The sequence below is a fragment of the Paracoccus indicus genome (assembly GCF_003056335.1).
In the GTDB taxonomy this organism is placed as follows: Bacteria; Pseudomonadota; Alphaproteobacteria; order Rhodobacterales; family Rhodobacteraceae; genus Paracoccus; species Paracoccus indicus.
Genome location: NZ_PYWA01000003.1, coordinates 363,719 through 390,540, shown reverse-complemented (window position 1 = coordinate 390,540; position 26,822 = coordinate 363,719). Strand labels below are relative to the sequence as shown.

Here is a 26,822-nt window from a genome sequence, read left to right as displayed (position 1 = left end):
GCGGTCATGCGCCGCGACCCCGCCGGCCTTCGACCAGCCAGCCGGTCAATGCCAAGCCCGCGATGATCGCCAACCACAGCCAGCCGGGAATGACGGGGCGGCGCTGCAATCCGGTCACCGTCGCCGCATCGCGCGGGGTGATGCCGATCCACGGTCCGCCGACGCCCTGCCCGGTCGCCCGTCCGGCGCGTGCGTGTCGGACCGATGGCACGCCGTCCGAGAGGTTCAGCACCGCGCCCGCCGACGCGTCGACCAGCGGTTCCAGCAGGGCCGCATCGGCGACCGTCTGTTCGAATTCGCGCGGTGCCGCGGGTCCAAGCGCCAGAACCCGGCTTTCGTTGCCGTTCTGCAGGCGATAGAGGCCCGGCTCGGGCGCAGTCCAATCGGCGGTGAAGCGTCCCGGTCCGTCGGGGTCCAGGGCCAGCGCCTGCGTCGTGCCGTCGGGCTGGATGATGACCAATGGACCGACCCGATCCTCCATCGTGCGGCGGGTGATGCGGACGCTCAGACCGCCCGAGACCTCGGCTAGCAGGCTCTCCTCCTCCAGCTCGGGTTCCTTCATCGACCAATGTGCGATGCGGCGCAGCAGCTCCAGCTGCGGTCCGCCGCCTTCGAAGCCGCGCCCCCAGAGCCACGCCTGATCCGAGGTCATCAGCGCCACCCGCCCCTTGCCGACGCGGTTCATCACCAGCAGCGGATTGTCGCCCGTCCCCGTCATCACGACCTGTGCGTCGGGGTTCGGCGCGACCTGCGCCATCCGCAGCCAGCGCCCCCATTCGGGATCGCCTTCATCCTGCACGCCGGGCAGATCGGCGGTCACGGGGTGGCGTCGGCCTTCTGCAGTCAGGCGCGGCAGGAAAGCCTCCTCGATCACGTTGCCGGTCGGGCGCGCGGGCAGGATCTGACCCATGGGCGACAGGTTCAGACTCTCGACCGAGGCCATCTCGGGGCCTGCCGCGACCAGCACCGCACCGCCGTCGCGCACATAACGGGCGATGTTCTGATAATACTCGGGCGGCAGGATGCCCCGCACGCGATAGCGGTCGAAGATGATCAGGTCGAAATCGTCGATCCGTTCAAGGAACAATTCGCGCGTCGGGAAGGCGATCAAGGCCAGTTCGCTGATCGGCACGCCGTCCATCTTGTTGGGCGGGCGCAGGATGGTGAAATGGATTAGATCGACAGAGACGTCTGATTTCAACAGGTTGCGCCAAGTTCTTTCACCGGCGTGCGGCTCGCCCGAGACCAGCAGAACCCGCAGCCGGTCGCGCACGCCATTGATGCTGATCGCGGCCGAGTTGTTGCGGTCGGTCAGCTCGCCCTCGATTTCCGGAAGGGTGATCTGGACGACGTTCTGACCGGCATGGGTCAGCGTCACCGGCAGCGAGAGGGTCGTGTTCAGGGGGACGGCGAAGGTCTGCTGGGCGTCTCCGTCCAAAGACAGGCGCAGAGTGGCGCTGCCTTGACCAAGGCCGGGCGGAACGGCGCCCTGATCCTCGACCCGCAGGCGGATCGTCACCTCTTGATCGATCAAGCCGAAGGCGGGGGCCTGTTCGATGACCAGACGCCTGTCCCAATCCTGCGGCTGTCCGGTCAGCAGGACGTGCAACGGCGCAGGCAGGCCCGTGGGCAGCATCTGCGGATCATGCAGGCGGCCATCGGTCACAGCGATCACGCCCGCCAGCCGCGCGTCCGGTTCGGCGGCCACGGCGCGGGTGATGGCGGTGGCCAGAAGGGTGCCGTCTTCGTCATCGCCCACGGTGACACGGCGCAATTCGGTATCGGGCAAAGCCTGCACGCCGTCCGACAGCTGGTCGACGGCCTGATCGACCTGCGCGCGCCGTCCCGGCAGATCCTGGCTGGCGGAACGATCGTCAAGCAGGATGACGATGTCGGTCAGCCCTGCGCGGGTGCCGATCTCGAAGGCGGGTCCGGCAAGGGTGATGGATGCCGCCAGCAAGGCAAGCCCCCGCCATGCCCATCCACGCAGCCCGCGCCACAGCGCAAAGCCCGCCACCAGCAGGGCCAGCGCGGTCAGCGTGGCAATGGCCCACCATGGCAGGGCGGGATCGAAGCGCAGTGCGGTCATCTGGACAGGGCCTCCTCGGTCCGCAGGCGGTCAAGCAGGGCGGGCACATGGACTTGGTCGGATTTGTAGTTCCCAGTCAGGACATAGGTGATCACGTTGACGCCAAAGCGCAGCGCCATCTCGCGCTGCTCCTCGCCCTTCCACCCCGAGCCGATGGGGAAGACCGGATAGCCGTCGTCGTCGATGGCCCAGGCCTCGGCCCAACTGTTGCCGCCGATGATGACGGGGCTGACGCCGTCGTTCAGCTGACGGAAGGGGCTGCCCTCGGCGGCCTCGGCACCGACGGGCGGAGCCTCGACCCAGACCGGATTGCCGCGCCACCGGCCCGGGAAATCGTCCAGCAGATAGAAAGTCCGCGTCAGCACGTGGTCTTCGGGAATGGGGGCCAAGGGCGGAATGTCCAACGGTGCCGCAAGCGCCTGCAGCGTGTCGGTCATGTCGGGGCCGCCGACGCCTGTCACATCGCCGTCACGCGTGTCGAACATGATCACCCCGCCCGACCGCATGAAGGCGTTCAGCCGCATGTAGGCACGCGGCGAAGGCGCAGGCTGATCGGCGGTCACCGGCCAATAGAGGAACGTCAGCAACGACAGGTCGTCGCTGTCCAGATCAATGCCGATCGGCGCTCCCGGCTCGACCGAGCTGCGCTGCCGCAAGGCCGCCGACAACCCGCGCAGCCCCTGATCCGAGGCCGTGTCGATCCGGTCGTCGCCGGTGACGACATAGGCCAGCGCGACCTCATCGGCGGCGCGGATCAGATCGGGGTCGAGGTCCTGCGCCATGGCGGCGGGTCTGGGCATCAGCGCCATCACCAGCAAGACCGCAGCCACGCGACCACCCCGCCCCAGCCAAGCCGAGCCCAAGGCATCCAACGCCAGCAGCGCCGCCGCCAGCGCCAGAAGCGCCCCCGTCAGATCGCGTCCCGTCGTCACGTCGGGCTGCATGACGGTCGCCCCCGGCCAATCGGCCAGGGTGATGGGTCCGCCTGCGTTTAGCGCCTGCTGACGTTCGCCCGCCGCATAGATGCCCGCCGGACGGCCAAATCCTGGGCCTTTCTGCATATCCGCACCCGGCACAGGCGCCAGATCGACAGCCTCGGTCAGATTGCCGAAGCCGTCCAGGACCTGCACCGGCGTCCAGAAGGGCTGCTGGCGGTCATCGACCGGTTCGTCGCGCGGGCTGGTTCCCGCCGTGGCCACCAGTCGCTGCATCATCTGGACGAACAGCTCGGACAGCGGCAACGAGGACCATTCGGCATTCGCCGTGACATGCACCACCACCACCTGCCCCTGCCCCAGCCTGTCGCGCGTCACCAGCGGCGTGTCGTCGCTCAGCGCGGCGATGGTTCTGGCGGTCAGATCGGCGGCTGGTTGGGCCATCAGCTGCGCCCGCACCGTCACGTCGTCGGGGATGACCAGCCCGGCAAAGGGGCCATCGGCGTCGAATGGCTTGATGCCGCGCGGCTCACCCCAGCTGAGCGCCCCGCCGATGTCGCGCCCCCCTTGGCGCAGATCGACCGGCAGCAGTGGTTCTTGATCCAGCCGGTCGAAGCCCGCCATGCGCGGACCGCCGAAGCGGATCAGCAGGCCGCCCTGATCGACCCATTCGGCCAGTTCGCCGATCTCGGCCAGTTGCACCTGATCGGCCAGGATCACCACGTCGGGCGCGGCGTCCAGAACGTCGCCCAGGCTGCCCTCGACCAGGTCCGAGGTCGGGGCCAACGCCTGCCGCAGGTAATGCAGTTGGGACAGCAGCTGCTGCGCCTCGGACTGGTCCGAAGGGTCGCCGACAAGCGCGACCTTGTGGCGTCTGACACGGTCATCGGCCAGCACGACCGCCCCGGCATGGCCGTTGCCCTGAATGCGGAAGCTGGTGATGCGATTGCGCAGTTCGGGTGGCAGGTCGATTGGGATGCTGCGCGTCGTGATGCCACCGCTGGTCTGCGGGGCATCGGCGGTCAGATCGGCCAGCGGACGGGGAATGCCCTGCGGGTCCGGACCGATCGCCTGCACAGTTGGCGCATCATCCGAGGTTCCGCGCAGGGTCAGTGCGGGCACGGTGCCCTCTTGCAGCGACAAGGTATGCAAGGCCCGCATCGGCGGCACAACCGTCACCGGCCCCAAGTCCGACAGATGCGCCAGCCAATCTGCACGCCCCGGATAGTCGGTTCCATCGGCCAACCACAAGGTCGACAGCGCCCCCGATGGCGCCTCGGCCAGAACCTCTGCCACATCACCCGGCAGGCCCGAGGGCCAAGCCTTGGGACGTACGGCGCGCAGGCTCGCGGTCAGGCTGGTGGCGGGCTGGAAAGCGACGGCACCGGCTGGCGGGCGTGCATCGGCCATGATCAGTGCGGCGGGACGACCCGCGGCGGCGGCATCCGTCAGCGCGGCCTCAGCCCGCGCCTGCTTGGCCGCCCAATCAGGCGCTGCGGCCCATCCGGCGTCCATCACGATCAGCAACGGCCCCGAGGCATCGTCGCGCGGCGCGGGCTTCCAGACCGGCCCGGCAAAGGCCAAGATCAGTGCCGCCACCGCCAGCAGACGCAGCAGCAGCAGCCACCAGGGCGTGCGACGGGCAACGGGGCTTTTGTCGGTCAGCCCTTGAAGCAATGCAACGCCGGGAAAAACGATGCGTTTGGGGGCGGGTGGCATGGCCCGCAGGATCACCCAAAGGACCGGCAGGGCGACCAATGCGCCCAGCACCCAAGGTGCTGTGAACCCCAAGGGACCCAGGATCAGCATCAATGCGCCCCCTTCGGTCCCAGCATCGCCCAGATCCGACCCAGAACCTGCGCCGGATCGTCCGAAGTGACATGATGGGTGAACTGCCATCCGGCTTGGGCCGATTGGCTGTGCAACCAGTCGCGCCGCTTTGCCAGGCGGGTCAGATAGGCTTGGCGCAGGCCTTGGGCATCACGACTGTGGTGGCGCGTCGCGGCATTCGGGGCGCGAAATTCGACGGCACCTTCGAAGGGGAAGTTCTCCTCATCCGGATCAAGGATTTGAAGCAGGCATCCGTGGGTGCCCAATCCGGCAGCACGGTTCAGGGCGTCGGCGATCCACTGCGGGTCGGCCAGAAAGTCCGCGATGACGATCACCTGACGGTCGGGCCGCAGTTCGGCGACGGGAAAATCGGTGTCGCGCGGCATGCACAACGCCTCGGCCAGGCGGTCGGCCTGAATGCGTCCGGTCCCTGTCGATTGGCCCAGAAGGCCGACCTTCTCACCCCCGCGCAAAAGCAGCATTGCCAAGGCCAGTGCCAGAACCTGTCCACGTTCCGCCTTGGTCGGGCGGTCGGACCCGCCGGTGAAATCCATGTCGGGCGATGGCGACAGCCAGATCTGGACGGTCTGGGCGGTCTGCGCCTCGCGGTCGCGCACGAATTGCGCGTCCGATCGGGCCGAGCGTCGCCAGTCGATGCTGCGCGCCCCGTCGCCGACCCCCGCGGGACGATACTGCCAGAAATCCTCGCCCGGACCGGCACGGCGCAGGCCGTGGGCGCCGGGGGCGATCATGGCGGCCAGACGCTCGGCCGCCAGCATCAGGGCGGGCAGATGCGCACTGGCCGTATCGGCCTGCGCCCGAAGGTCGGAAGGGCCGGTGATCATGCCGCGCGACGGCCGCCGATCCGGTCATCCAGCAGGCGCGACACCACGGCATCGACGCCCTGCCCCTGCGCGCGGGCCGCGAAGGACAGTGCCATCCGGTGGCGCAGGACGGGCGCGGCCATCGCCGCCACATCATCCAGCGTCGGGGCAAAGCGCCCGTTCAGCACCGCCCTGGCCCGCGTCACCAGCATCAGCGCCTGCGCCGCACGCGGCCCCGGCCCCCAGATCAGCGCATCGCGGACAAAGGCCGGAGCTTCGGGCGCGGTGGGACGGCAGGCGCGCACGATGTCCAGGATCGCCTCGACCACGGCATCGCCGACGGGCATCTGGCGGATCAGGCGCTGCGCGGCGATCAGGTCGTCGGCGGCAAAGGCGGCATGGGGCGCACCCTCCAGCAGGCCGGTCGTGGCCAGCAGGATGTCGCGTTCGGTGTCGCGGTCGGGATAATCGACGTCGATCTGCAGCAGGAAGCGGTCCAGCTGCGCCTCGGGCAGCGGATAGGTGCCCTCCTGCTCGATCGGGTTCTGGGTGGCAAGGACGTGGAAGGGGCGGCCAAGGGGGCGGTGCTGGCCGCTGACCGTCACCTCGCGTTCCTGCATGGCCTGCAGCAGGGCCGATTGGGTGCGCGGGCTGGCGCGGTTGATCTCATCCGCCATCAGAAGCTGGGTGAAGACCGGGCCTTCGATGAAGCGGAAGGCGCGGCTGCCGTCGGGAAGCGCGTCCAGCACTTCGGACCCCAGGATGTCGGCGGGCATCAGGTCGGGGGTGAACTGGATGCGCTGGCTGTCCAGCCCCATGACGGTGGCCAGCGTATCGACCAGCATCGTCTTGCCCAAGCCCGGCTGACCGACCAGCAGCGCGTGCCCGCCCGCAAGGATTGCGGCCAGCACCTGTTCGACCACCTCATGCTGGCCGACGAAACGCTGCTCGACGCTTTGCCGTGCTTCGGACAGGCGCGCGGCAAGGGTCTGGACCTCTTGCACCAGAATTTCGTCCGACGTCATGACATTGCCCTTCTGCTGCTTTAGACAGGAGCATATGCAGTTGGGGTGGAGGCGACCAGATCGAATGGCGGAAAACAGTGACAAAACCGTGAGCGCCGAGGGCCTGGCCCAGGTTGCAAGCAAGGCAGCCAAGGGTGGCCTGCCGCCCGTGCACCTGTGGAACCCGCCCTATTGCGGGGAAATGGACCTGGTGATCCGCAAGGACGGCATCTGGATCCACGATGGGACGCCCATCGGACGCCCCGCGATGGTGCGGCTGTTTTCCACCATCCTGAAGCGCGAAGGCGACAGCTTTTTCCTTGTGACCCCGGTCGAGAAGCTGGGCATCAAAGTCGAGGATGCGCCCTTCATCGCCACGGATGCCGATTTCGCGCCCGACAGCATCACCTTCACCACGAACGTCGGCGATCAGGTGGTGGCGGGCCCCGAGAATACCATCATCATGCGCGGCGATGCGGGCGAACCGCGCCCCTATGTTCATGTCCGCGCGGGCCTCGAGGCGCTGATCGACCGCAAGACCTTCTATCGGCTGGCGGCTGCGGCCGATCCCGGTCCGGACGGACGCGTCGGCGTCACCTCGCAGGGTCAGTTTTTCGCATTGGAGCCCTGATGCCGCGCTTTGCCGCCAACCTGACGTGGATGTTCACCGAACTGCAGATGTTCGACCGTTTCGCGGCGGCATCCGAAGCGGGCTTCACCGGGGTCGAGATCCTGTTCCCCTATGACTTGTCGGCACCGCAGATGTATCGCGCTGCCGTCAAGGCCGGGGTCGAGATCGCGCTGATCAACTGCCCTCCTCCGAACTGGGCGGGCGGCCCGCGCGGTTTCGCGGCCATCCCCGGAAACGAGGAACGCTTCAAACGCGACTTCGAACGCAGCCTGCGCGTGGCCGAGGCGCTGCGCGCCCGCCATATCCACATCATGGCGGGCAAGGCCAAGGGCCCCGAGGCGCTGGAAACCTACATCGCGAACCTCAGCTGGGCGGCAGAGCGCGCACCCCATACCAGCCTGACGATCGAACCCCTGAACCTGGAAGACCACCCGGGCTACTTCCTGAGCGACTATGATCAGGCTACCCGGATCCTGAACAGGATCGGCGCGCCGAATCTGGGGCTGCAGCTCGACACCTATCATGCGCAGGTGATCACCGGGGACATGCGTAGCGTATGGTCGGAACACGCCCCCCTTGTCCGGCACATCCAGATCGCCGGCCATCCGGGCAGACACGAGCCGGACGAGGGGTCGCTGGATTATCCCGCCTTCTTCCGCGCGTTGGATGACTGGGGATACAAGGGTTGGGTCAGTGCCGAATACGAACCCCTTCGGACCACCCAGTCAGGGCTGGATTGGCTGCGCCGTGCCACGCAGCCTTGACAGGTGCCGTGATAATTTCCAACGATCAGGGGAACTTGCGCGAAGGCTGCGCCGTTCATTGATCGACGCGCCGGAATGCAGGGTCACGGTCAGGCAGACGGCGCCTGTAAAAAGGGGAACACCATGAATTCGATCATCTACATTGTCGGCCTTATCGTCGTCGTCCTGTTCATCCTGTCCTTCCTGGGCCTGCGCTGATACACGACTGACCGACGCGGGGCGGCAGCCTGAACTGCGACCCTGACGACACGAAAGCGGAACCTCTGCCCCTTGGGCGGGGGTTTCGATCATTTGCGGGCTAGCCATCGGGTGCAGCATCCGGTAGGGCAACCGCGAACGTTAAAGAAGGCCGCCATGGATATCCGCAACATCGCCATCATCGCCCACGTCGACCACGGCAAGACCACGCTGGTGGACCAGCTGCTGCGGCAGTCCGGCTCCTTCCGCGAAAATCAGGCCGTTGCCGAACGTGCAATGGACAGCAACGACATCGAACGTGAACGCGGCATCACCATTCTTGCGAAGGCAACTTCGGTCGAGTGGAAGGGCACGCGCATCAACATCGTCGACACCCCCGGCCACGCCGATTTCGGCGGCGAGGTGGAACGCATCCTCTCGATGGTGGACGGTGTCTGCCTGCTGGTCGATGCCGCCGAAGGTCCGATGCCCCAGACCAAGTTCGTGACCTCGAAGGCACTGGCCCTTGGCCTGCGCCCGATCGTGGTGCTTAACAAGGTCGACAAGCCCGCCGCAGAACCCGAAAACGCGCTGAACGATGTCTTCGACCTCTTCGCGAACCTCGGTGCCAACGACGAACAGCTGGACTTCCCGCATGTCTATGCCTCGGGCATCGGCGGTTGGGCCGATACCACGCTGGACGGCGACCGCAAGGACATGTCCGACCTGTTCGACCTCATCCTGAAGCACGTCGAGCCGCCCAAGCAGATCACCCGCGCGGACGAACCGTTCCAGATGCTGGCAACCACGCTGGGTGCCGACAACTTCCTGGGCCGTCTGCTGACCGGTCGTGTCGAGGCTGGCACCGCCCGTGCCGGTGACACGCTGAAGGCGCTGTCGCGCGAAGGCGACCGGATCGAGCAGTTCCGTATCAGCAAGATCCTGGCCTTCCGCGGCCTGACCCAGACCCCGATCGACGTGGCCGAGGCCGGTGACATCGTCACCATCGCGGGCATGGCGAAGGCCACCGTGGCCGACACGCTCTGCGCCCCCGAGATCGAGACCGCCCTGCCCTCGCAGCCGATCGATCCGCCGACCATCAGCGTCACCTTCGGCATCAACGACAGCCCGCTTGCCGGCAAGGAAGGCAAGAAGGTCCAGTCGCGCGTCATCCGTGAACGCCTGATGCGCGAGGCCGAGATCAACGTCGCCATCAAGGTCGAGGACACCCCCGGCGGCGACGCCTTCGTCGTCTCGGGCCGTGGTGAACTGCAGATGGGCGTGTTGATCGAGAACATGCGCCGCGAAGGCTTCGAGCTGTCGATCAGCCGCCCCCGCGTCATCTTCCAGGAAGAAGACGGCGTCCGCATGGAGCCGATCGAGGAAGCCATCATCGACGTCGACGACGAATATACCGGCGTCGTGATCGAGAAGCTGACCGGCGAACGCAAGGGCGACCTGATCGAGATGCGCCCCGCAGGCGTCGGCAAGACCCGCATTGTGGCACTGGTGCCCTCGCGCGGTCTGATCGGCTATCAGGGCGAATTCATGACCGACACGCGCGGCAACGGCGTGCTGAACCGCATCTTCCACAGCTGGGCCCCCTACAAGGGTGCCATTCAGGGCCGCCGCCAAGGTGTTCTGATCAGCATGGAGAACGGCGTTTCGGTCTCCTACGCGCTTTGGAAGCTGGAAGATCGCGGCAAGTTCTTCATCGGCGCTCAGGAAGAGCTGTACCAGGGCATGATCATCGGCGAACACAGCCGCGACAACGACCTGGAAGTGAACCCGTTGAAGGGCAAGCAGCTGACCAACGTCCGCGCCTCGGGCACGGATGAAGCCGTCCGCCTGACGCCGCCGGTCCGCCTGTCGCTGGAAGAGGCCATCGCCTATATCAACGACGACGAGCTGGTCGAGGTCACGCCCAAGAACATCCGCCTGCGCAAGCGTCATCTTGACCCGCATGAACGCAAGCGGGCGTCGCGCGCCGACGCCTGATCCAATCTGATATGACCGAAGGTTCCCGGAACGAGTTTCCGGGGACTTTTCTTTTCGACGTGACCTGTCGAAACGACAGGTCGGGAACGGCACGATTTCGTGATATCCTTGATCTGCGTCATACCCCGACTGTCCTTCAAAGTGTCATGACTGCGATTGTTTGGTTGCCTATTTGCTTCCATACGGGTCTGATGGCGATGTATCCTGTTTCGCGCGTTGCCTTGTTTCGTCATCGACCCACCAACCAGCCCTACCGGATCAAATCGAATGACCAATACGATGTCCTCCCTGGAAAACACGCGCGTGCATGAACGCGCGGTTGCGGCCACATTGCGCCTAATCGAGGAATCGCAAACGCAGACGCCCGATCTTCAGGATGTCGCTGATGCCATGGAGATGCCGCTGGATCGTCTTTCGACGATCTTTCCGGACAAGACATCGCTGCTGGTCTCGGTCGTCGAACAGGCCTGCGTGGTTCTGATCGACCGCTGCACCCGTGCCGTCGTGCAGATCGATCCCGATGATCCGATGCAGCAATGTCACGCGCTGATCACCGCCTATCTGGCTTGGGTCGTTGAATACCCGCACCAGTTCCGGTTGATGTCGGACCAGCGGCTGATCAGCACCCAGGGCCAATCGCAACTGCGAAAGTATCAGGATTCGATCAACGACCTTGCCAGCCGCATGATGCAGCGCGCCCAGAACAAGGGCCAGTTGCACCCCAAGGAAGACATCGCGGCCTTGGTCGTCACCAGCCGCTGCTTCGTTTATGGAACGGCGCGCATGATCGTCGATGGCCGCCTTGGCGATTTCTCGCAGGACAGCGATCCGGTCAAGGCCGCGCAGGTCATCGTCGCCGATTATATCCGCCGGGTCGCGCGCGGATCGCAGGCTCCGACCGGCAACGCCGGCTGACGTGACAGTTTAACCCCTTTCGAACGGTCAGGCCATGCGGTATCCCCGTGGCAACCTGGGAATGACGAAAGACACGACGTGACCGATTACATCATCAAAGATATTGCGCTGGCCGATTACGGGCGCAAGGAACTGGACATCGCCGAAATCGAGATGCCCGGCCTGATGGCCCTGCTGGAGGAATACGGCGATAGCAAGCCCCTGAAGGGCGCGCGCATCGTCGGCAGCCTTCACATGACCATCCAGACCGCCGTCCTGATCGAGACGCTGGTGGGCCTTGGTGCGGATGTCCGTTGGGCGTCGTGCAACATCTATTCGACGCAGGATCATGCGGCGGCGGCCATTGCTGCGGCGGGCATCCCGGTCTTTGCGATCAAGGGCCAGAGCCTGGAAGAGCATTGGGACTATCTCGACCGCTCGTTCCAGTTCCCCGAGGGTCCGAACCTGATCCTGGACGACGGCGGCGATGCGACGCTTTACATCCTGCTGGGCGCACGCGCCGAGGCAGGTGAGGACATCATCCCCGTCCCGCAGTCGGATGAGGAAGCCGTCATCAAGGCGCAGATCGCCAAGCGCATGGAGCAATCGCCGGGCTGGTTCACCAAGACCCGCGACCAGATCCTGGGCGTGTCCGAGGAAACGACCACCGGCGTCCATCGTCTGTATGATCTGCAGAAGAAGGGCCAGCTGCCCTTCCCCGCGATCAACGTCAACGACAGCGTCACCAAGTCGAAGTTCGACAACAAATACGGCTGCAAGGAATCGCTGGTCGACGGCATCCGCCGCGCCACCGATGTCATGATGGCCGGCAAGGTCGCCGTCGTCTGCGGTTACGGCGATGTCGGCAAGGGCTGCGCCGCCAGCCTGGTCGGTGCGGGCGCCCGCGTGAAGGTGACCGAGGTCGACCCGATCTGCGCCCTGCAGGCCGCCATGGACGGCTTCGAGGTCGTGACGCTGGAAGACGTGGCCGATAGCGCCGACATCTTCGTGACCACTACCGGCAACCGCGACGTGATCCGGCTGGAACACATGCGCGTCATGAAGAACATGGCGATCGTCGGCAACATCGGCCATTTCGACAACGAAATCCAGGTCGCCAGCCTGCGCAACCACAAGTGGACCAACATCAAGGACCAGGTGGACATGATCGAGATGCCCTCGGGCAATCGCATCATCCTGCTGAGCCAAGGCCGCCTGCTGAACCTGGGCAATGCCACCGGCCACCCCTCGTTCGTGATGTCGGCCAGCTTCACCAACCAGGTTCTGGCGCAGATCGAGCTGTGGACCAAGCATGCCGAATACCAGCCGGGCGTCTATATCCTGCCCAAGGCGCTGGACGAAAAGGTGGCCCGCCTGCACCTTGAAAAGGTCGGCGCGAAACTGAGCACGCTTTCCAAGGAACAGGCGGATTACATCGGCGTTACGCCCGAAGGCCCCTTCAAATCCGACCATTACCGGTACTGATCACATGACAGAATATTCGTTGTTCACCTCCGAGTCCGTCTCGGAGGGGCATCCCGACAAGATCGCCGACCAGATTTCCGACGCGATCCTGGATGCCATCTTGTCCGAAGATGCACGCGCCCGCGTCGCCTGCGAGACGATGGTGAAAACCGGCGTCGCCATCATCTCGGGCGAGATCACGACCAGCGCATGGGTGGATCTGGAATCCATCGTGCGCGGCGTCATCAACGACATCGGGTATAATTCCTCGGATGTCGGCTTTGACGGGGCGACCTGCTCGGTCATCAACATCATCGGCAAGCAATCGCCCGAGATCAACCAGGGCGTCGACCGCGCCAGCCTGGAAGAACAGGGCGCGGGCGATCAGGGTCTGATGTTCGGCTATGCCTCGGATGAGACCGATGTGCTGATGCCGGCCCCCATCACCTATGCCCACCGGTTGGTCGAACGTCAGTCGAAGGTCCGCCGCGACGGCACCTTGGCCTGGCTGCGCCCTGATGCGAAATCGCAGGTCACGCTGCGCTATGGCGCCGACGGCCGCCCCGAGGGAATCGACGCGGTCGTGCTCTCTACCCAGCACAACCCCGAGATCAGCTTGGCCGATCTGCGCGAGGCCGTGATCGAGGAGATCATCAAGCCGGTCCTTCCGGCGGAATGGCTGTCGGGCGATACCAAGTATTTCATCAACCCGACGGGAAAATTCGTCATCGGTGGTCCGGTGGGCGACTGCGGCCTGACGGGTCGCAAGATCATCGTCGACAGCTATGGCGGCATGGCCCGTCACGGCGGCGGCGCATTTTCAGGCAAGGACCCGTCCAAGGTCGACCGCTCGGCGGCCTATGCGGGGCGTTGGGTCGCCAAGAACATCGTGGCTGCCGGTCTTGCCAAGCGGTGCGAGATCCAGGTCAGCTATGCCATCGGCGTGGCCGAGCCGACCTCGATCAGCATCAACTGCTTCGGGACGGAAACGGTGCCTGCCGACAAGATCGTCGCCGCCGTGCGCGAGGTCTTCGACCTGCGTCCCTTCGCGATCATCCGCGAACTGGATCTGCTGCACCCGATCTATCGCCCCACGGCCAGCTATGGCCACTTCGGGCGCGACCCCTATGAACTGAACGGCGCGACCGCCTTCAGCTGGGAGCGCACCGACCGGGCCGAGGCACTGAAGGCCGCCTTGACCTGAAACCTAAAAGGCCGCTCCGAGGGGCGGCCTTTTTCATGGGCGGGATCAATAGGCCATCACGCCCCAGTATTTCGTACCGCTGATGGGCTTGCCGTCATTGGCCAGCAGAAAGCCCGAGACGACGCGGATCAGCCCCCAGACCGCCAGAAACCCCCAGATCAGGAAGCCGATCCCGATCATCATGGTGATCATGGCCAGCAGGCCGATCAGCAGGCTGATCCAGAAGGTCCGGATCTGGAACCGCAGATGGCTGTCCAGCACCGCGTTCTGCCCGCGCGACATATAGGCATAGATGACCCCCGCCAATGTCGTCAGCGCAACCAGGTAGCCCACGGCATAGAGCCCATAGACGACCTTGGCAGGCATCAGGTCATTGTCGGTGGTCATCGGCGCTACCCTTTCAGGAATAAAGCTTGCGGGCGCGATCTTCGAAGGCGCGCACGATCCGCGACATGGCCTCGTTGAAGACGACGCCGATCAGCCGTTGCAGGATCATGTTCTTGAACTCGAAATCGACGAAGAACTCGATATGGCAACCACCCTCGGGGCGGTCCTTGAAGGTCCAGCCGCTGCGCATGTATTTGAAAGGGCCGTCCAGATATTCGGTGTCGATCTTCAGGACGCCGTTCTCATCCTCAGGCCACAGAACGACGCGGCTGCCGAAGCGTTCGCGGAAGACCTTGAAGCTGATGACCAGATCGGCGGCAATCTCCTTTGCGCCATCATCGCGGGTCGTGGTGCTGCGAATGCGGGCGGCGCTGTTCCACGGTAGGAACTGCGGATAGCTTTCGATATCGGCCACCAGATCGTACATCTGGCGGGCGGTATAGGGCAAATCTCGGGTGTCGTGATGTTTCGGCAAGGTCTGGCTCTTGAGTTTCGTCGCGGCGTCTGTTTCGATTCGGATCAGGCATTAACAGGCAGGGCCCGCGATGAACAACATGATCTGGCTGATGCGCGCCGCGAAATGGGCTCGAAAACCGCCAAGCGCGAAAATGGTCAAGTTGGTCTTCGCCATCATCGCGGCAGGCCTTGCCATGCTGCTGCTGGAGAAATTGGGAATGTGGCCCGAATGGGCCACATTGGAACAGCGTCGCGGAATGCGTATCCCGCATTAGTCCTTGCGGATGGCCACCGGTTGCTGACGCGGGGCGCCCAGTTGAAGGGTGATCGCGAAGGCGGTCAGCAGACCCATGGCGATAAAGATCATCGTCATCCCGTATTCCTTTCGTCCGGCTGATATCAACCTAATCACAGATCAGTGGCACGGAAAGTGTCACATTGTCCCATTTCGCCACTTTCGAAGCCGCGCTGCAGCCATGTCTGGCGTTGCTGGGCCGAACCGTGGGTAAAACTGTCTGGCATCGGGTTCCGCCCGGCGTTGGCCTGGATGACATCGTCCCCCACGGCCTCGGCTGCCTGCATCGCCTCTTGCATATCCCCAACTTCCAGCGTGCCAAATCGTTCCTGCGCCTGACGCGCCCAGATGCCGGCATAGCAATCGGCCTGCAGCTCGGTCATCACCGACAGGCGGTTCGAGTCCGTTTCCGAGACGCGGCCCCGTTCGCGGTTCACCGCGCCAAGCGTGCCGGTCAGGTTCTGGACGTGGTGGCCGATCTCATGCGCGATGACATAGGCGGCGGCGAAATCACCGCCCGCGCCCATGCGTTCGGCCATCATGTCGAAGAAGTCGGTGTCCAAGTAGACTTTCTGATCGCCGGGGCAATAGAAGGGCCCCATGGCCGAGGACGCCCCGCCGCAGGCCGATTTCACGGCGCCGCGGAACATCACCAGCGTCGGTTCGACATAATCGATGCCGGCCTGATTGCGCAGCACGGGGGTCCAGACTTCTTCCGTGTCGGCAAGAACGACGGACACGAACTGGCCCATCTGTTCGTCGCCCTCGCTCAGCTCGGTCGGCTGGGTGCCGCCGTCCATGCCCTGGACCAGGGGCGTCACGTCGATACCGAAGAAATAGCCGACGGCCAGCACGACCAGCGTCCCCGCGATGCCGATGCCGCCTGCCCGACCCATGCCGCGCCGATCCTCGATGTTGCTGCTGCCCCGCCGTCCGCGCCATTTCATGCCATGTCTTCCCTGTGCTGGGTGTGGTTCGGCAGCCAACGCGCCCGGCTGCATCGGGTTTCACGCAACCATCACAGCCTTGCGACGCCACGGCAAGATGCTTGACCTTTGCGGTCGCGGGGGGGATGGACAGGCAGGACAGCGAAAAGGGAACGCGATGCTGCGCAGGCTTTACGATTGGACGATGGGTTTGGCCGCGCACAGGCGTGCCTCGACATGGCTTTTCGCGATCAGCTTCGTCGAAAGCAGCGTTTTTCCCATCCCGCCCGACGTGCTGATGATCCCGATGGTGCTGGCACGGCGCGCACGTGCCTGGGCCATCGCATCCATCGCCACCCTGGGTTCGGTCCTGGGCGCGCTGCTGGGATATTGGATCGGTGCGGCACTGATGGATTCCGTCGGGCAATGGGTCCTGACGATGTACGGGAAAGAGGCCGCATACGACCACTTGGCCCAGCAATTCGCGGCCTATGGTGGTTGGGCGGTGCTGTTTGCGGCGCTGACGCCCTTTCCCTTCAAGGTCATCACCATCTTTTCGGGGGCCGTTGGTATGTCCCTGCCCCTGTTCGTCCTGACCACGATCATCGGTCGCGCCGCGCGCTTCTTCGTGGTGGCGGGTCTGCTTTGGCGCTTCGGCCCGCCGATCCGCGATTTCATCGAAAAGCGGCTTGGCCTGGTCTTCACCGTCTTCATGATCTGCCTGATCGGCGGATTTGCAGCCTTGAGGTTCCTATGACCGCCCGTCAGCTTGCCTATCTTGCAGGTGCGGGTTCCGCCGCCCTTCTGATCGCCGCCCTTGGGTTCCAGGCCGCCGGCTATGCCCCGTGCGAGCTGTGCATCCTGCAGCGCTGGCCCCATGTCGCGGCTGTGGTGATCGCCGCGCTGATCTGGCTGACCGGCTGGACGCGGGCGCTGGCCGTTCTGGGAATGGTCGCGGCAGGGACAGCCATGGGCTTCGCCATCTATCACATCGGCGTCGAGATGACCTGGTGGCCAGGCCCCGCCCATTGTTCGGGCGGGGTGGCGGATTTCGCCCGCATGTCAGCCAGCGACCTGATGACCAAGCTGCAGGGCACCCCCGTCACCCGCTGCGACGAGGTCGCTTGGCGCTTCCTTGGCGTCTCGATGGCGGGCTGGAACGCGATCTGTTCGGCGGTTCTGGCCGTCATCTGGGGCATGGCCGCGCGAAAGGCGGGAAACAGGGGCTGAGCGGTTGTTTTCCTGACCCTGCGGGCGGGGGCGCGATTGCCCCCTGCACCGGCCTCGGCTATACCGGAACTCGACAAGATGTTGAGGAATACCCGTGGCCGACACCCCAGAAGACGATCTGCCCCAATCCCCCGAGAATGGTGACGAAAACAGCACCGAGACGCGCGTGGTCATGCACCATGACGGCCCGGTCATCGACATCAGCGACGAGATGCGGACATCGTATCTGGACTATGCCATGTCGGTCATCGTCAGCCGCGCGATCCCCGATCTGCGCGACGGGCTGAAGCCGGTTCACCGCCGCATCCTCTATGCGATGGATGAAAGCGGGAACACGCACGACAAATCCTATCGCAAATCGGCCCGTCCGGTTGGCGACGTCATGGGTAAGTATCACCCGCATGGCGACAGCGCGATCTATGACGCGCTGGTCCGTCTGGCACAGGACTTCTCGATGTCGCTGCCGCTGCTGGACGGACAGGGCAACTTCGGCAGCATGGACGGCGACAGCGCGGCGGCCATGCGCTACACCGAAGTGCGCATGGACAAGCCTGCCAGCTATCTGCTGATGGATATCGACAAGGACACCGTCGATTTTCAGGACAACTATGACGGGAAGGACCGCGAACCGACCGTCCTGCCCGCCCGCTTTCCCAACATGCTGGTCAACGGCGCGGGCGGCATCGCCGTCGGCATGGCGACCAACATCCCCCCCCACAACCTGGGCGAGGTGATCGACGCCACGCTGGAGCTAATCGAGAACCCCGATCTGCCGACCGAGCGTCTGCTGGAAATCATCCCCGGTCCGGACTTTCCGACCGGCGCGACGATCCTGGGCCGGTCCGGGGCGCGCAAGGCCTATCTGGAAGGGCGCGGCAGCGTCATCATCCGCGCCAAGACCCATATCGAGGAACCGCGCAAGGACCGCTATGCCATCGTCGTGGACGAGATCCCCTATCAGGTGAACAAGGCCACGCTGATCGAAAAGATCGCCGAACTGGCCAAGGAAAAGCGCGTCGAGGGGATCTCCAGCGTTCAGGACGAATCCGACCGCCAAGGCGTCCGCGTCGTGGTCGAGCTGAAGCGCGATGCCACCCCCGAGGTCGTGCTGAACCAGCTGTTCCGCTTTACCCAGCTGCAGACCAGCTTCGGCTGCAACATGCTGGCGCTGAACGGTGGCAAGCCCGAACAGCTGAAGCTGCGCGAATTCCTGTCCTATTTCATCAGCTTCCGCGAGGAAGTTGTCGCGCGCCGCACCGCCTATGAACTGCGCAAGGCCCGCGAACGCAGCCACGTGCTCTGCGGTCTGGCCGTCGCCGTCAGCAATGTCGACGAGGTCGTGGCCACCATCCGATCGTCCGCCGATGCCGCCGAGGCCCGCACCCGGTTGATGGAACGCCGCTGGCCTGCCCATGACATCGTCGAATACCTGCGCCTGATCGACGATCCGCTGCATCCGGTCAACGAGGACGGGACCTACAACCTGTCGGAAACCCAGGCCCGTGCCATTCTGGACTTGCGCCTGCAGCGCCTGACCCAGATCGGCGTCAAGGAGGTCACCGACGAACTGCAATCGCTGGCCGACAGCATCCGCGACTATCTGGCGATCCTGGCCTCGCGCGAGCGCATCATGGATATCATCAGCACCGAGCTGCGCGAGATCCGCGATCTGTTTGCTGTTCCCCGTCGCACCGAGATTGTCGACTGGTCTGGCGATATGATGGACGAGGACCTGATCGAGCGCGAGGACATGGTCGTGACCATCACCTCGGGCGGTTACATCAAGCGGACCGCGCTCGCCGAATTCCGCGCGCAACGCCGCGGCGGCAAGGGTCTGTCGGGCATGGCCACCAAGGAAGACGACGTCGTGACGACGCTCTTTGTGGCCAATACCCACACCGAACTGCTGTTCTTCACCACGGACGGCATGGTCTATCGTCTGAAGACCTGGCGGCTGCCGCTTGGCGGGCGCACCTCGAAGGGCAAGGCCATCGTCAATATCCTGCCGATCGATTCCGGCGTCTCAATCGCGGCGCTGCTGCCGATGGATGCCCCGGAAACCGAGTGGGAGAACTATCAGGTCATCTTCGCCACCGATCAGGGCGACGTGCGCCGCAACGCGCTGTCGGATTTCACCAACATCATGCGCAATGGCAAGATCGCGATGAAACTGCCCGAAGGCGTCAGCCTGATCGGGGCGCGCTTGGCGACCGACCAGGACGATGTGATGATGTTCACTTCCTCGGGTCGAGCCATCCGCTTCCCGACCACGGCCGTGCGTGTCTTCCAAAGCCGCGCCTCGACCGGTGTTCGGGGCATCCGGCTTGGGAAGGATGACACCGTCGTCAGCATGTCCGTCATCCGCCACTTCGAGGCCGATCCGGCGGAGCGCGCCGCATATCTGAAGATGCGCCGCGCGGTGGCCGGCGCGCTGGACGACGGGGCCGAAGCCGATGAGGACGAGGAAGCCGTGGCCGAGGGCAGCATCACCCAGGAACGCTATGCCCAGATGTCGGCCGCCGAGGATCTGATCCTGACCATCACCGCGAAAGGTGCGGGCAAGATCAGCTCCAGCCACGATTACCCGGTGCGGGGTCGCGGGGGGCAAGGCGTGATGGCCATGGACCGCGCCATGCGCGGCGGTGCCATCGTCGCCAGCTTCCCGGTCGAGCTTGACGACCAGATCATGCTGGCCACATCCACCGGCCAGTCGATCCGCGTGCCGGTCGAAGGCATCAGCTTCCGGTCGCGTTCCGCAGGCGGTGTCCGCGTCTTCAATACCAGCAGCGGAGAGGTCGTCGTCTCGGTCGCCCGCATCGCCGAGCAGGCCGACGCCGAGGTGCTGCCCGACGAGGATCAGGACTGAAACGAGCCCGCCCGCCCCTGACCGGGGCGGGCTTTTCCGAACCAGCGGGGATGCCCTTGGATCAATCGAACGAATCGGTCTTGCGCGAACGCCTTCAGACGGGCTTTCTGGGGATCATCGCCTTTTCCCTGCTGCTGTTCATGCTGGTGCAGGCGCGCTTCATCCTGATTTCGCTGGCCATCGCGATCATCCTGTTTTCACTGACCTCGGACGCGATCCACGCAATTTCGACCCGGCTTAAGGTCCCGAACTGGCTGGCGACGACGCTGGCGCTGATCGGGATCGCGCTTGGACTTCTGTGGATTTCGACCACAATCGTGGCGCAGGTCAATGAGATCGTCTTCCTGTCGATCAGCTATGCCGAACGCGCACAGGCCGCCATCCCCGCCCTGACCGAGCGTCTTGGCCCCGAGGCGCAGGAACGCATCATCACGGCGCTGACCAACTTCAATATCACCGGCTGGATCAGGTCCTTGGCCGGTCAGGCCTCGGGCATTCTGTCGGGCAGCGTGCTGGTCATCCTGTTCGTGGGCTTCATGTTCGCCGAACAGGTCTGGTTTCCCCAGAAGGTCGAACGCCTGTCCGAGGATGCCGATCAGGCGCGACAGGTCCGGCGGATCATCACCTCGATCATGCATCGGGTGAACCGCTATCTGGTGGTCAAGACCGCGGTCAGCCTGGTCACCGCGACACTGGTCTGGCTGATCTTCAACGGTTTCGGTCTGGAGTTGGCGACCGCCGTGGCCATCCTAACCTTCGTGCTGAACTTCATCCCCTCGGTCGGGTCCATCGTCGCGACGGTCGTCGCGGCAATTCTTGTCTTCGTGCTAACAGGCGACATGACGATGACGTTGATCGTCGGGGCGCTGTGCAGTCTTGTGCAGTTCATCATCGGCAATGTCATCGACCCGATGCTGCTGGGCCAGACGCTGCGGCTGTCCAGCTTCGGGATCATCCTGTCGCTGGCCTTCTGGGGCGCGGTCTGGGGCATTCCCGGCATGTTCCTTGCGGTCCCCATCATGGTGGCGCTGATGATCGTTTGCGCGCATATCCCTTGGCTGCGTCCCGTCGCCGTGATGCTGTCGCGCGAAGGGCTGCCCGATGATGGCACCAGCGACCGTCAGGACAGCCCCCGCGCTGCGTGAAACGCTGACGTCTTTGTCATGAAAAAGGCGCCCCCGGTTTCCCGAGGGCGCCTTTTATCGTTTGAACTGCGCGATCACCGGTCGCCGTCACCACCGTCCGGCAGACCCGCAGCATCTGAATCCTGATCGAAGATCAGGGCCGGGTCGTGCTTTTGCGGGCCGGAGGGTGCCTCACGTACGGGCTTTTCCGCGCCCGTCAGGGCCTCGGGGTTGCGCAGCCAGATGTCGCGCTGTGCGAAGGGCACCTCGATGCCTTCCTCCTCGAACCGGCGGACGACCTCGTGCAGCACATCCGAGGTGACGCCCAGACCTGCGCCGACATCGGCAAGAATGGCGCGGATCTCGAAGTCGAGCGAGTCGGCACCCAAGCCCCGGAACAGGACCGAGGGGGGCGGATCGATGGCGACCATGGGCTGATCCTCGATGATCTCGCGCAAGATGCGTTCGACCTTGCGGGTATCGGTGCCATAGGCGACGCCGACCGGCACGATGATGCGGCCCACCTTGTTGTGGCGGGTCCAATTGGTGACCGGCTGGCTGATCAGGTCGCTGTTCGGGACGATCACCTCGGTCTTATCGAAAGTCTCGACCTGGGTCGAGCGGACCGAGATACGCTTGACGATCCCCTGCTGCCCACCCGCGCTGATCCAGTCGCCAACGCTGACGGGACGTTCGATCAGCAGGATGATGCCGGACACGAAGTTCGACACGATGTTCTGCAGGCCGAAACCGATACCGACAGACAGTGCACCCGCAACGATGGCGAGCGAGCTGAGGTCGATGCCGGCCGAGGTGATGGCCAGAACTGCCGCTAGGAAGACGCCGACATAGCCCAGACCGGATACCAGCGCATTCTGACCACCGGGATCAAGCTTGGTCTTCGGCAGGATCGAGGTGCGGAACGCCCCCTGCACCGTCCGGGTGACGCCGTAGCCGATGGCAAAGACGACTAGGAACGTCAGGATCGCGCCGGGGGACAGAGTGATGCCGCCAAGGCTGATGCCGGTGCGGAAGCGCACCCAGTATTCACCCAATTCCTCGGTCGATGCGCCCCAGATGACCAGGAACAGCGGCACCGACAGGATGACCAGCGCAAAGCCGATCAGCAGCGGTGCCAGACCGTCGCGGGCCCCTTCGGCACCACGCTGCAGCATGTTGAAGACGTCGGCGATGAAATCCTGCAGCAGGATCAGCAGCGCAACCAGCCCGAGCGACAAGAGCCACGGCCAGACCAGAAGATTGCCGAGGTTGATATAGCCTGCAGCCATTGCGATCAGTGCGATGATCGGCACGATGCGGGTCAGCTCGCCCGCCCAGGCCACGATCCAATGGCGATAGGACAGATCCTGCGTGACGGAATCGCGCGTCAGGCGGCGCAGCGTATTGCCCAGCTTGACCATCGCAAGACCGGCAAGGACGACCATGACGATATGCCACACACCGGCGGCGGCCTCGCTGAACTGGACCGGTACGCGACCGACCTGCGCCTCGCCCTGCTCGTAGAGTCCGGAAAGCGGCAGCACGGCGCGCGACAGGATGTGGTGGATCGACATCAGGGTCGCCAGCGTGGTGACCATGCGTGCGGCCGATATGCGGGCAGCCTCCCCCATCTGCAGCGAGGTATAGGCGATGGCCTCGCGCGGGAACATCGCCCTTGCCAGCCAGATGCCGCCGAACAGGATGACGGCCGCAACCGGCAGGGCGTCAAGGAACGGTGTGGTCCAAGGACCGGGCAGACCTGTCGCCTGGATCGCGCGGATCGCAAGGTTGACCCCGATCATCGGCACGGCGATCTGGCCAAGCGACACGACGAAGGCCATGACCGCCCGGCTGTAGGACGACGCACGCGCCGACAGCCGCGACGGAAGGTTGATGATCCAACGCCGGCCAAGCGTCAGCAGCAGGATCGCCGCCAGCAGATAGGCGCCCGCGATGGGCAGGCGGGAACGCGCTTCGGCAAAGGTCTCGGCTGTGGCACCTTGGACCGAAACCTCGGAGGCGACGCCCTCCAGCAGCTTGAAACCGTCCGAGACCGCTGCGGCCCAGCTGGTGGGCAGCAAGGGCGAGGGTGTCTGACGCGCCAACGCCAAGGCCTGTCGCTGACGGATGACCTCGTCGATCTGCGAGATGATCGAATTCGCACGGCTTGCCGCCTCGGTCGCGGCAAGCCGGGGGGCCTGCGCTGTGGACAGCTGTTCGTTCAGCTCCTTGCGGCGGCTGGCGACGTCGGCGTCTTCGCTTTCACCTTCAGCGGGTGCGGGGCCAAGCGCCTCGATCTGGTTGCGCAGGGTTGCGATGCGGTCGGCGTTGACGTTCTGACCCTGCTGAAGGCGGTCGCGCCATTCGACGATGGTATCGCGCGCCTGATCGAGGGCTGCGTCCGAAGCCTGCGGATCGACCGAGAGAGCCTCGACCTTTTCGGCGGTCTGTTCCCACTGGTCATAGTTCAGGGTCTGGTTCTGCTGGGCAAGGATCGGCGTTGCCGTGATGGCCAGGAAGGCCACCATCAGCATTGCTAGGAAATGTCGCATGTAGTGGATCAACCTTCAAAGACTTCGGGCAGCTCGGGTGCGCCGCGGGTCAGCCATTCGGGAACGGGCAGGCCCTTGGCGCGCAGGAACTCGGGGTTGAACAGCTTGGTCTGGTAACGGTTCCCGTAGTCGCACAGGATCGTGACGATGGTATGGCCCGGACCCATCTCGCGGGCCATGCGGATGGCACCGGCGATGTTGATGCCCGACGACCCGCCAAGGCACAGGCCTTCGTCCTTCAGCAGGTCGAAGACGATGGGCAGGGCCTCATCGTCGGGAATGCGCCAGCTGAAATCAGGGGTGAAGCCCTTCAGGTTGTCGGTGATGCGCCCCTGCCCGATGCCTTCGGTGATCGAGCTGCCGGGGCTGTCGAATTCGCCGGTGGTATAGAAGGAGTGAAGCGCCGCGCCCTCGGGGTCGGTCAGGCCGATCTTGACGCCCTTGGGCTGCAGCGCATCGGCCACCCCCGCCAGCGTACCGCCCGATCCGACGGCGCAGATGAAGCCGTCGACCTTGCCGTCGGTCTGGTCCCAGATCTCGGGGCCGGTGGTTTCGACATGGGCCTGGCGGTTGGCGGTATTGTCGAACTGGTTGGCCCAGATCGCGCCGTTGGGCTCGGTGCGCGCCAGCGCCTCGGCCAGACGACCGGAATAGCGGACATAGTTGTTCGGGTTCTTGTAAGGGGCTGCGGGAACCTCAACCAAGGTGGCACCTGCAAGGCGCAGCATGTCCTTCTTTTCCTGGCTTTGGGTTTCCGGGATGACGATCACCGATTTGAAGCCCATCGAGGCACCGACCAGCGCCAGCCCGATGCCGGTGTTGCCCGCGGTCCCTTCCACGATGGTGCCGCCGGGACGCAGCGCGCCGCGTGCGACCGCATCCTTGATGATATACAGCGCCGCGCGGTCCTTGACCGACTGGCCGGGGTTCATGAATTCGGCCTTGCCGAGGATCTCGCAGCCGGTTTCGTCGCTGGCGCGGTTCAGACGGATCAACGGGGTATTGCCGATCGCGTCGGCCAGATCAGAACAGATTCGCATGGCGATCGACCTTTTTTCCGGTTGGGTTCAATATGCTGAATACCTACACATGCACGCCACCAAGGGGCAACCCCGCCCCACGGTGCCGTGACCAGCAGGGAACGGCCCTAGCGGCCCGCCAGTTCCGCCCTGATCCTGTCCACGCGGGCGTCCAGCCACAGCGAAAGCGTGGATAATGGACCGTTGGCGATCTGGCCCTGGTCCACCAGATCCGACAGACGCGTGCGGTCCATGACATGGCTGCGGATGTCCTCGGCCTCGGCATCCAACCCGTGGACACCCGTGACATCATCGGGAAGGTCCGCGATGCCGATGAACTGGTACAGAAACTCGCAGACCGCGCCCGGACTGGGATAGCAGTTGAAGCAGGGCAGCAGGGTCTTGATGTCCAACCCCGCCTCCTCGCGGGCTTCGCGCAGGATGGCTGCTTCGACCGTCTCACCGGCATCCACACGACCCGCGATGGGCTCAAGCTGCCACGGCTGCGGATCGCCGCGCAGATAGGGGGCAAAGCGGAACTGTTCGATGATCAACACGCGATCGCGCACGGGATCCCACGGCAGCATGACCACGGCATCCCCCATCAGAAACCCTTCGCGGGTCACGCGGGTCGAACTGCCCCCTTGGTGCAAATCATGGGTCAGGCTCCGCTCTTCGACGGCAAAATACCCTTGGAAGCGCTGATGGCGTTCCAGCGTGCGGACAGCATCCGGGCCGCGGTGCGCGACAACCCCCTGCCCCGAAATCGGCATCCCGGCAGCCCTGATCCGTGTCGAGGCCCAGATCCCGATCATCGGCAACCGCCAAGCCAGAAGCTCAGGATCGACGTCGTCGCCAGCAGCGATGATCTGGCGGGCAATCTCGGCGTTCAGTGCGTCGCGGTCGGGGTCGGGATACCATCGGGCGTCGGTCTTCGGTTGGTCCGTCATACCCATGACCCGATGGCCTCCGATGTCGTGGACAGGCAGATGCATGACAGCGGCATAGCGCTGCAACTGCGGCGATATGTGAACGGCGACGCCTTGCAGCCGACCGCCATCGTCCGCCCAGCTGGGCCAGCCGTCCCTTTGCAGCCCGGCATGCGATCCGCCGTACAGGCTGCCCGCAATCGCTACGGGCGCACCCTCCAGGTCAAGCGCCCGCATCAGTTCCGGCTGTGCCAACGGCCCGACAAGAATGACTGTCATAGCTGTTGTCCCTGCAGGCGCAGACCTGCTGCCATCCCCATGTCGCGCGACGTCTGCAGGAACACGGCATCATAGGCTGCGAACATGACTTGCGCCAACTCTCGTCCAGCGGCGGATGTGGCAAAGGCGGTATAGGTGTCGATCTGGTTATCCGACAAAGGCGAATAGGCAAGCATCAGAAAGGCTTGCAGCCAATCGCGGGTTTCGGCCTCGATCTGGTCCTGCTGCGCCCAGGTCTCCGCCAACATCTGATCTTGCGTCAAAGGCATGTCGAACCCGCCTACGGCGCCAAAGCCAGTCGAAAACGCGACCGAGGCGTTCAGCCCACTGCTAACATTCGGTGCGATCAGATCGGCCTCCTCGATCAGGCGCAGGATCTGTGCAGCACGGGGATCACCCTGAGCTTCGGCTTTGGCAAAGGCCTCGCTGGCGTGGGCCGTGACCTGATCATCCAGCATGGCGTTGCGGGCCGAGGTCTCAAGCGGAACCAGCCGTCGCCCAAGCCCCGTTTCATAAAAGCGCAACGCCTCGGCGATCAGCGCGGGGTCGGCATTGTCCAAGGACCGCGCCAGTCCCCGACGAAAAAGCGTCTTAAGCCGGGCGGGGTCATGAATGTCGCCGACTGTCGCCGACCAAGGCCGACCGGTACCCGCGATCATGCCCTCGGAGGCGAGACGCGCGGCTTCGGAAACAGCCTCCTGCTGGAATATCCGCATTTGAGGTTCGAGGTTCAGGACCGACCAAAGGTGCTCGACAGTGCTGGACTGTTTCGCGACCTGCGCCTGCACGATCCGTTCGGGCCAGTCAGCCGCGCTGTCCGGCATGACCGGCCCTACGGCCAGTGCGGTTCCAAGACACATGATCGTCAGCATCACCCGCACCTTCCCAAGAAAATTCGACACTTATGCATTTTTTGGTCGAAACCCCCTTGCGCTTCAACCCCTG

22 protein-coding genes are annotated in these 26,822 nt (G+C 64.6%); 11 read left to right on the top strand and 11 right to left on the bottom strand.

The annotated features are described in order from the left end of the window. Positions 1 to 4: 4 nt before the first annotated feature. Genes DDE75_RS07180 through DDE75_RS07165 form a run of 4 tightly spaced genes read right to left on the bottom strand, consistent with a single transcriptional unit; the run spans position 5 to position 6,703 of the window. Complete coding sequence (locus DDE75_RS07180; protein ID WP_108501680.1) at positions 5 to 2,089, bottom strand: hypothetical protein; 2,085 nt, start codon at positions 2,087 to 2,089, stop codon at positions 5 to 7. Beyond that, positions 2,086 to 4,833 (bottom strand): DUF4159 domain-containing protein, encoded by a 2,748-nt coding sequence (locus DDE75_RS07175; protein WP_108501679.1) that lies wholly within the window; start codon positions 4,831 to 4,833, stop codon positions 2,086 to 2,088. The genes DDE75_RS07180 and DDE75_RS07175 overlap by 4 nt, the downstream gene beginning before the upstream one ends. Beyond that, the gene (locus DDE75_RS07170) at positions 4,833 to 5,699 is read right to left on the bottom strand and encodes a DUF58 domain-containing protein (protein ID WP_108501678.1); all 867 of its coding nucleotides are present in this window, start codon (positions 5,697 to 5,699) and stop codon (positions 4,833 to 4,835) included. Before DDE75_RS07170 ends, DDE75_RS07175 begins: the two co-directional genes overlap by 1 nt. Then, complete coding sequence (locus tag DDE75_RS07165) at positions 5,696 to 6,703, bottom strand: AAA family ATPase (protein ID WP_108501677.1); 1,008 nt, start codon at positions 6,701 to 6,703, stop codon at positions 5,696 to 5,698. Before DDE75_RS07165 ends, DDE75_RS07170 begins: the two co-directional genes overlap by 4 nt. Positions 6,704 to 6,767: 64 nt before the next feature. On the opposite strand from DDE75_RS07165, the gene DDE75_RS07160 reads away from it, so the two are divergent. From DDE75_RS07160 to metK, 6 genes are all read left to right on the top strand, one after another. Then, positions 6,768 to 7,313: a DUF1285 domain-containing protein gene (locus DDE75_RS07160; protein WP_108501676.1), complete on the top strand. Its 546-nt coding sequence runs from the start codon at positions 6,768 to 6,770 to the stop codon at positions 7,311 to 7,313. Then, positions 7,313 to 8,077: a hydroxypyruvate isomerase family protein gene (locus DDE75_RS07155; RefSeq protein ID WP_108501675.1), complete on the top strand. Its 765-nt coding sequence runs from the start codon at positions 7,313 to 7,315 to the stop codon at positions 8,075 to 8,077. Before DDE75_RS07160 ends, DDE75_RS07155 begins: the two co-directional genes overlap by 1 nt. Before the next feature lie 354 nt (positions 8,078 to 8,431). Next, complete coding sequence (gene typA / locus DDE75_RS07150) at positions 8,432 to 10,252, top strand: translational GTPase TypA (RefSeq protein ID WP_108501674.1); 1,821 nt, start codon at positions 8,432 to 8,434, stop codon at positions 10,250 to 10,252. Positions 10,253 to 10,519: 267 nt separating this feature from the next. Continuing rightward, on the top strand, positions 10,520 to 11,167 hold the full coding sequence (locus tag DDE75_RS07145) for a TetR-like C-terminal domain-containing protein (RefSeq protein ID WP_108501673.1): 648 nt from the start codon (positions 10,520 to 10,522) through the stop codon (positions 11,165 to 11,167). A gap of 78 nt (positions 11,168 to 11,245) precedes the next feature. Next, the gene (gene ahcY, locus DDE75_RS07140; protein WP_108501672.1) at positions 11,246 to 12,631 is read left to right on the top strand and encodes an adenosylhomocysteinase; all 1,386 of its coding nucleotides are present in this window, start codon (positions 11,246 to 11,248) and stop codon (positions 12,629 to 12,631) included. Between the two features lie 4 nt (positions 12,632 to 12,635). Beyond that, positions 12,636 to 13,814: a methionine adenosyltransferase gene (metK, locus tag DDE75_RS07135; RefSeq protein WP_108501671.1), complete on the top strand. Its 1,179-nt coding sequence runs from the start codon at positions 12,636 to 12,638 to the stop codon at positions 13,812 to 13,814. A gap of 45 nt (positions 13,815 to 13,859) precedes the next feature. Here metK and DDE75_RS07130 read toward each other — a convergent pair whose 3' ends face one another. Together DDE75_RS07130 and DDE75_RS07125 are read right to left on the bottom strand one after the other, a co-directional pair. Then, a complete protein-coding gene (locus DDE75_RS07130; protein ID WP_108501670.1) occupies positions 13,860 to 14,201 on the bottom strand; it encodes a DUF4870 family protein in 342 nt (113 codons plus the stop codon). A 13-nt stretch (positions 14,202 to 14,214) separates the two neighbouring features. Further along, positions 14,215 to 14,676: a type II toxin-antitoxin system RatA family toxin gene (locus DDE75_RS07125; RefSeq protein WP_108501669.1), complete on the bottom strand. Its 462-nt coding sequence runs from the start codon at positions 14,674 to 14,676 to the stop codon at positions 14,215 to 14,217. Between the two features lie 70 nt (positions 14,677 to 14,746). On the opposite strand from DDE75_RS07125, the gene DDE75_RS07120 reads away from it, so the two are divergent. Further along, a complete protein-coding gene (locus DDE75_RS07120; protein ID WP_108501668.1) occupies positions 14,747 to 14,932 on the top strand; it encodes a hypothetical protein in 186 nt (61 codons plus the stop codon). 133 nt (positions 14,933 to 15,065) lie between these two features. Here the strand turns inward: DDE75_RS07120 and ypfJ are convergent, their stop codons facing one another. Continuing rightward, positions 15,066 to 15,899, bottom strand: coding sequence for a KPN_02809 family neutral zinc metallopeptidase (gene ypfJ / locus DDE75_RS07115; protein ID WP_108501667.1), 834 nt, complete (start codon positions 15,897 to 15,899; stop codon positions 15,066 to 15,068). 157 nt (positions 15,900 to 16,056) lie between these two features. On the opposite strand from ypfJ, the gene DDE75_RS07110 reads away from it, so the two are divergent. From DDE75_RS07110 to DDE75_RS07095, 4 genes are all read left to right on the top strand, one after another. Beyond that, positions 16,057 to 16,635 carry a YqaA family protein gene (locus DDE75_RS07110; RefSeq protein ID WP_108501666.1) on the top strand — a complete coding sequence of 193 codons (579 nt, stop codon included), beginning with the start codon at positions 16,057 to 16,059 and terminating at the stop codon, positions 16,633 to 16,635. Continuing rightward, positions 16,632 to 17,108 (top strand): disulfide bond formation protein B, encoded by a 477-nt coding sequence (locus DDE75_RS07105; RefSeq protein WP_108501665.1) that lies wholly within the window; start codon positions 16,632 to 16,634, stop codon positions 17,106 to 17,108. Before DDE75_RS07110 ends, DDE75_RS07105 begins: the two co-directional genes overlap by 4 nt. A 172-nt stretch (positions 17,109 to 17,280) precedes the next feature. Next, positions 17,281 to 19,974 (top strand): DNA gyrase subunit A, encoded by a 2,694-nt coding sequence (gene gyrA, locus DDE75_RS07100; RefSeq protein ID WP_108501759.1) that lies wholly within the window; start codon positions 17,281 to 17,283, stop codon positions 19,972 to 19,974. A gap of 50 nt (positions 19,975 to 20,024) precedes the next feature. Continuing rightward, positions 20,025 to 21,119: an AI-2E family transporter gene (locus tag DDE75_RS07095; RefSeq protein WP_108501664.1), complete on the top strand. Its 1,095-nt coding sequence runs from the start codon at positions 20,025 to 20,027 to the stop codon at positions 21,117 to 21,119. Positions 21,120 to 21,193: 74 nt separating this feature from the next. On the opposite strand, the gene DDE75_RS07090 is transcribed toward DDE75_RS07095, so the two are convergent. The 4 genes from DDE75_RS07090 to DDE75_RS07075 form a co-directional block, all read right to left on the bottom strand. Beyond that, positions 21,194 to 23,650, bottom strand: a complete 2,457-nt coding sequence (locus DDE75_RS07090; protein WP_108501663.1) for a DUF3772 domain-containing protein — start codon at positions 23,648 to 23,650, stop codon at positions 21,194 to 21,196. Between the two features lie 8 nt (positions 23,651 to 23,658). Then, entirely contained in the window at positions 23,659 to 24,690 is a 1,032-nt protein-coding gene (locus DDE75_RS07085) for a cysteine synthase A (protein ID WP_108501662.1), read from the bottom strand. Positions 24,691 to 24,797: 107 nt separating this feature from the next. Continuing rightward, complete coding sequence (locus DDE75_RS07080; protein ID WP_108501661.1) at positions 24,798 to 25,877, bottom strand: NUDIX domain-containing protein; 1,080 nt, start codon at positions 25,875 to 25,877, stop codon at positions 24,798 to 24,800. Next, a complete protein-coding gene (locus DDE75_RS07075) occupies positions 25,874 to 26,749 on the bottom strand; it encodes a DUF2059 domain-containing protein (protein ID WP_108501660.1) in 876 nt (291 codons plus the stop codon). The genes DDE75_RS07080 and DDE75_RS07075 overlap by 4 nt, the downstream gene beginning before the upstream one ends. Between the last annotated feature and the right edge of the window lie 73 nt (positions 26,750 to 26,822).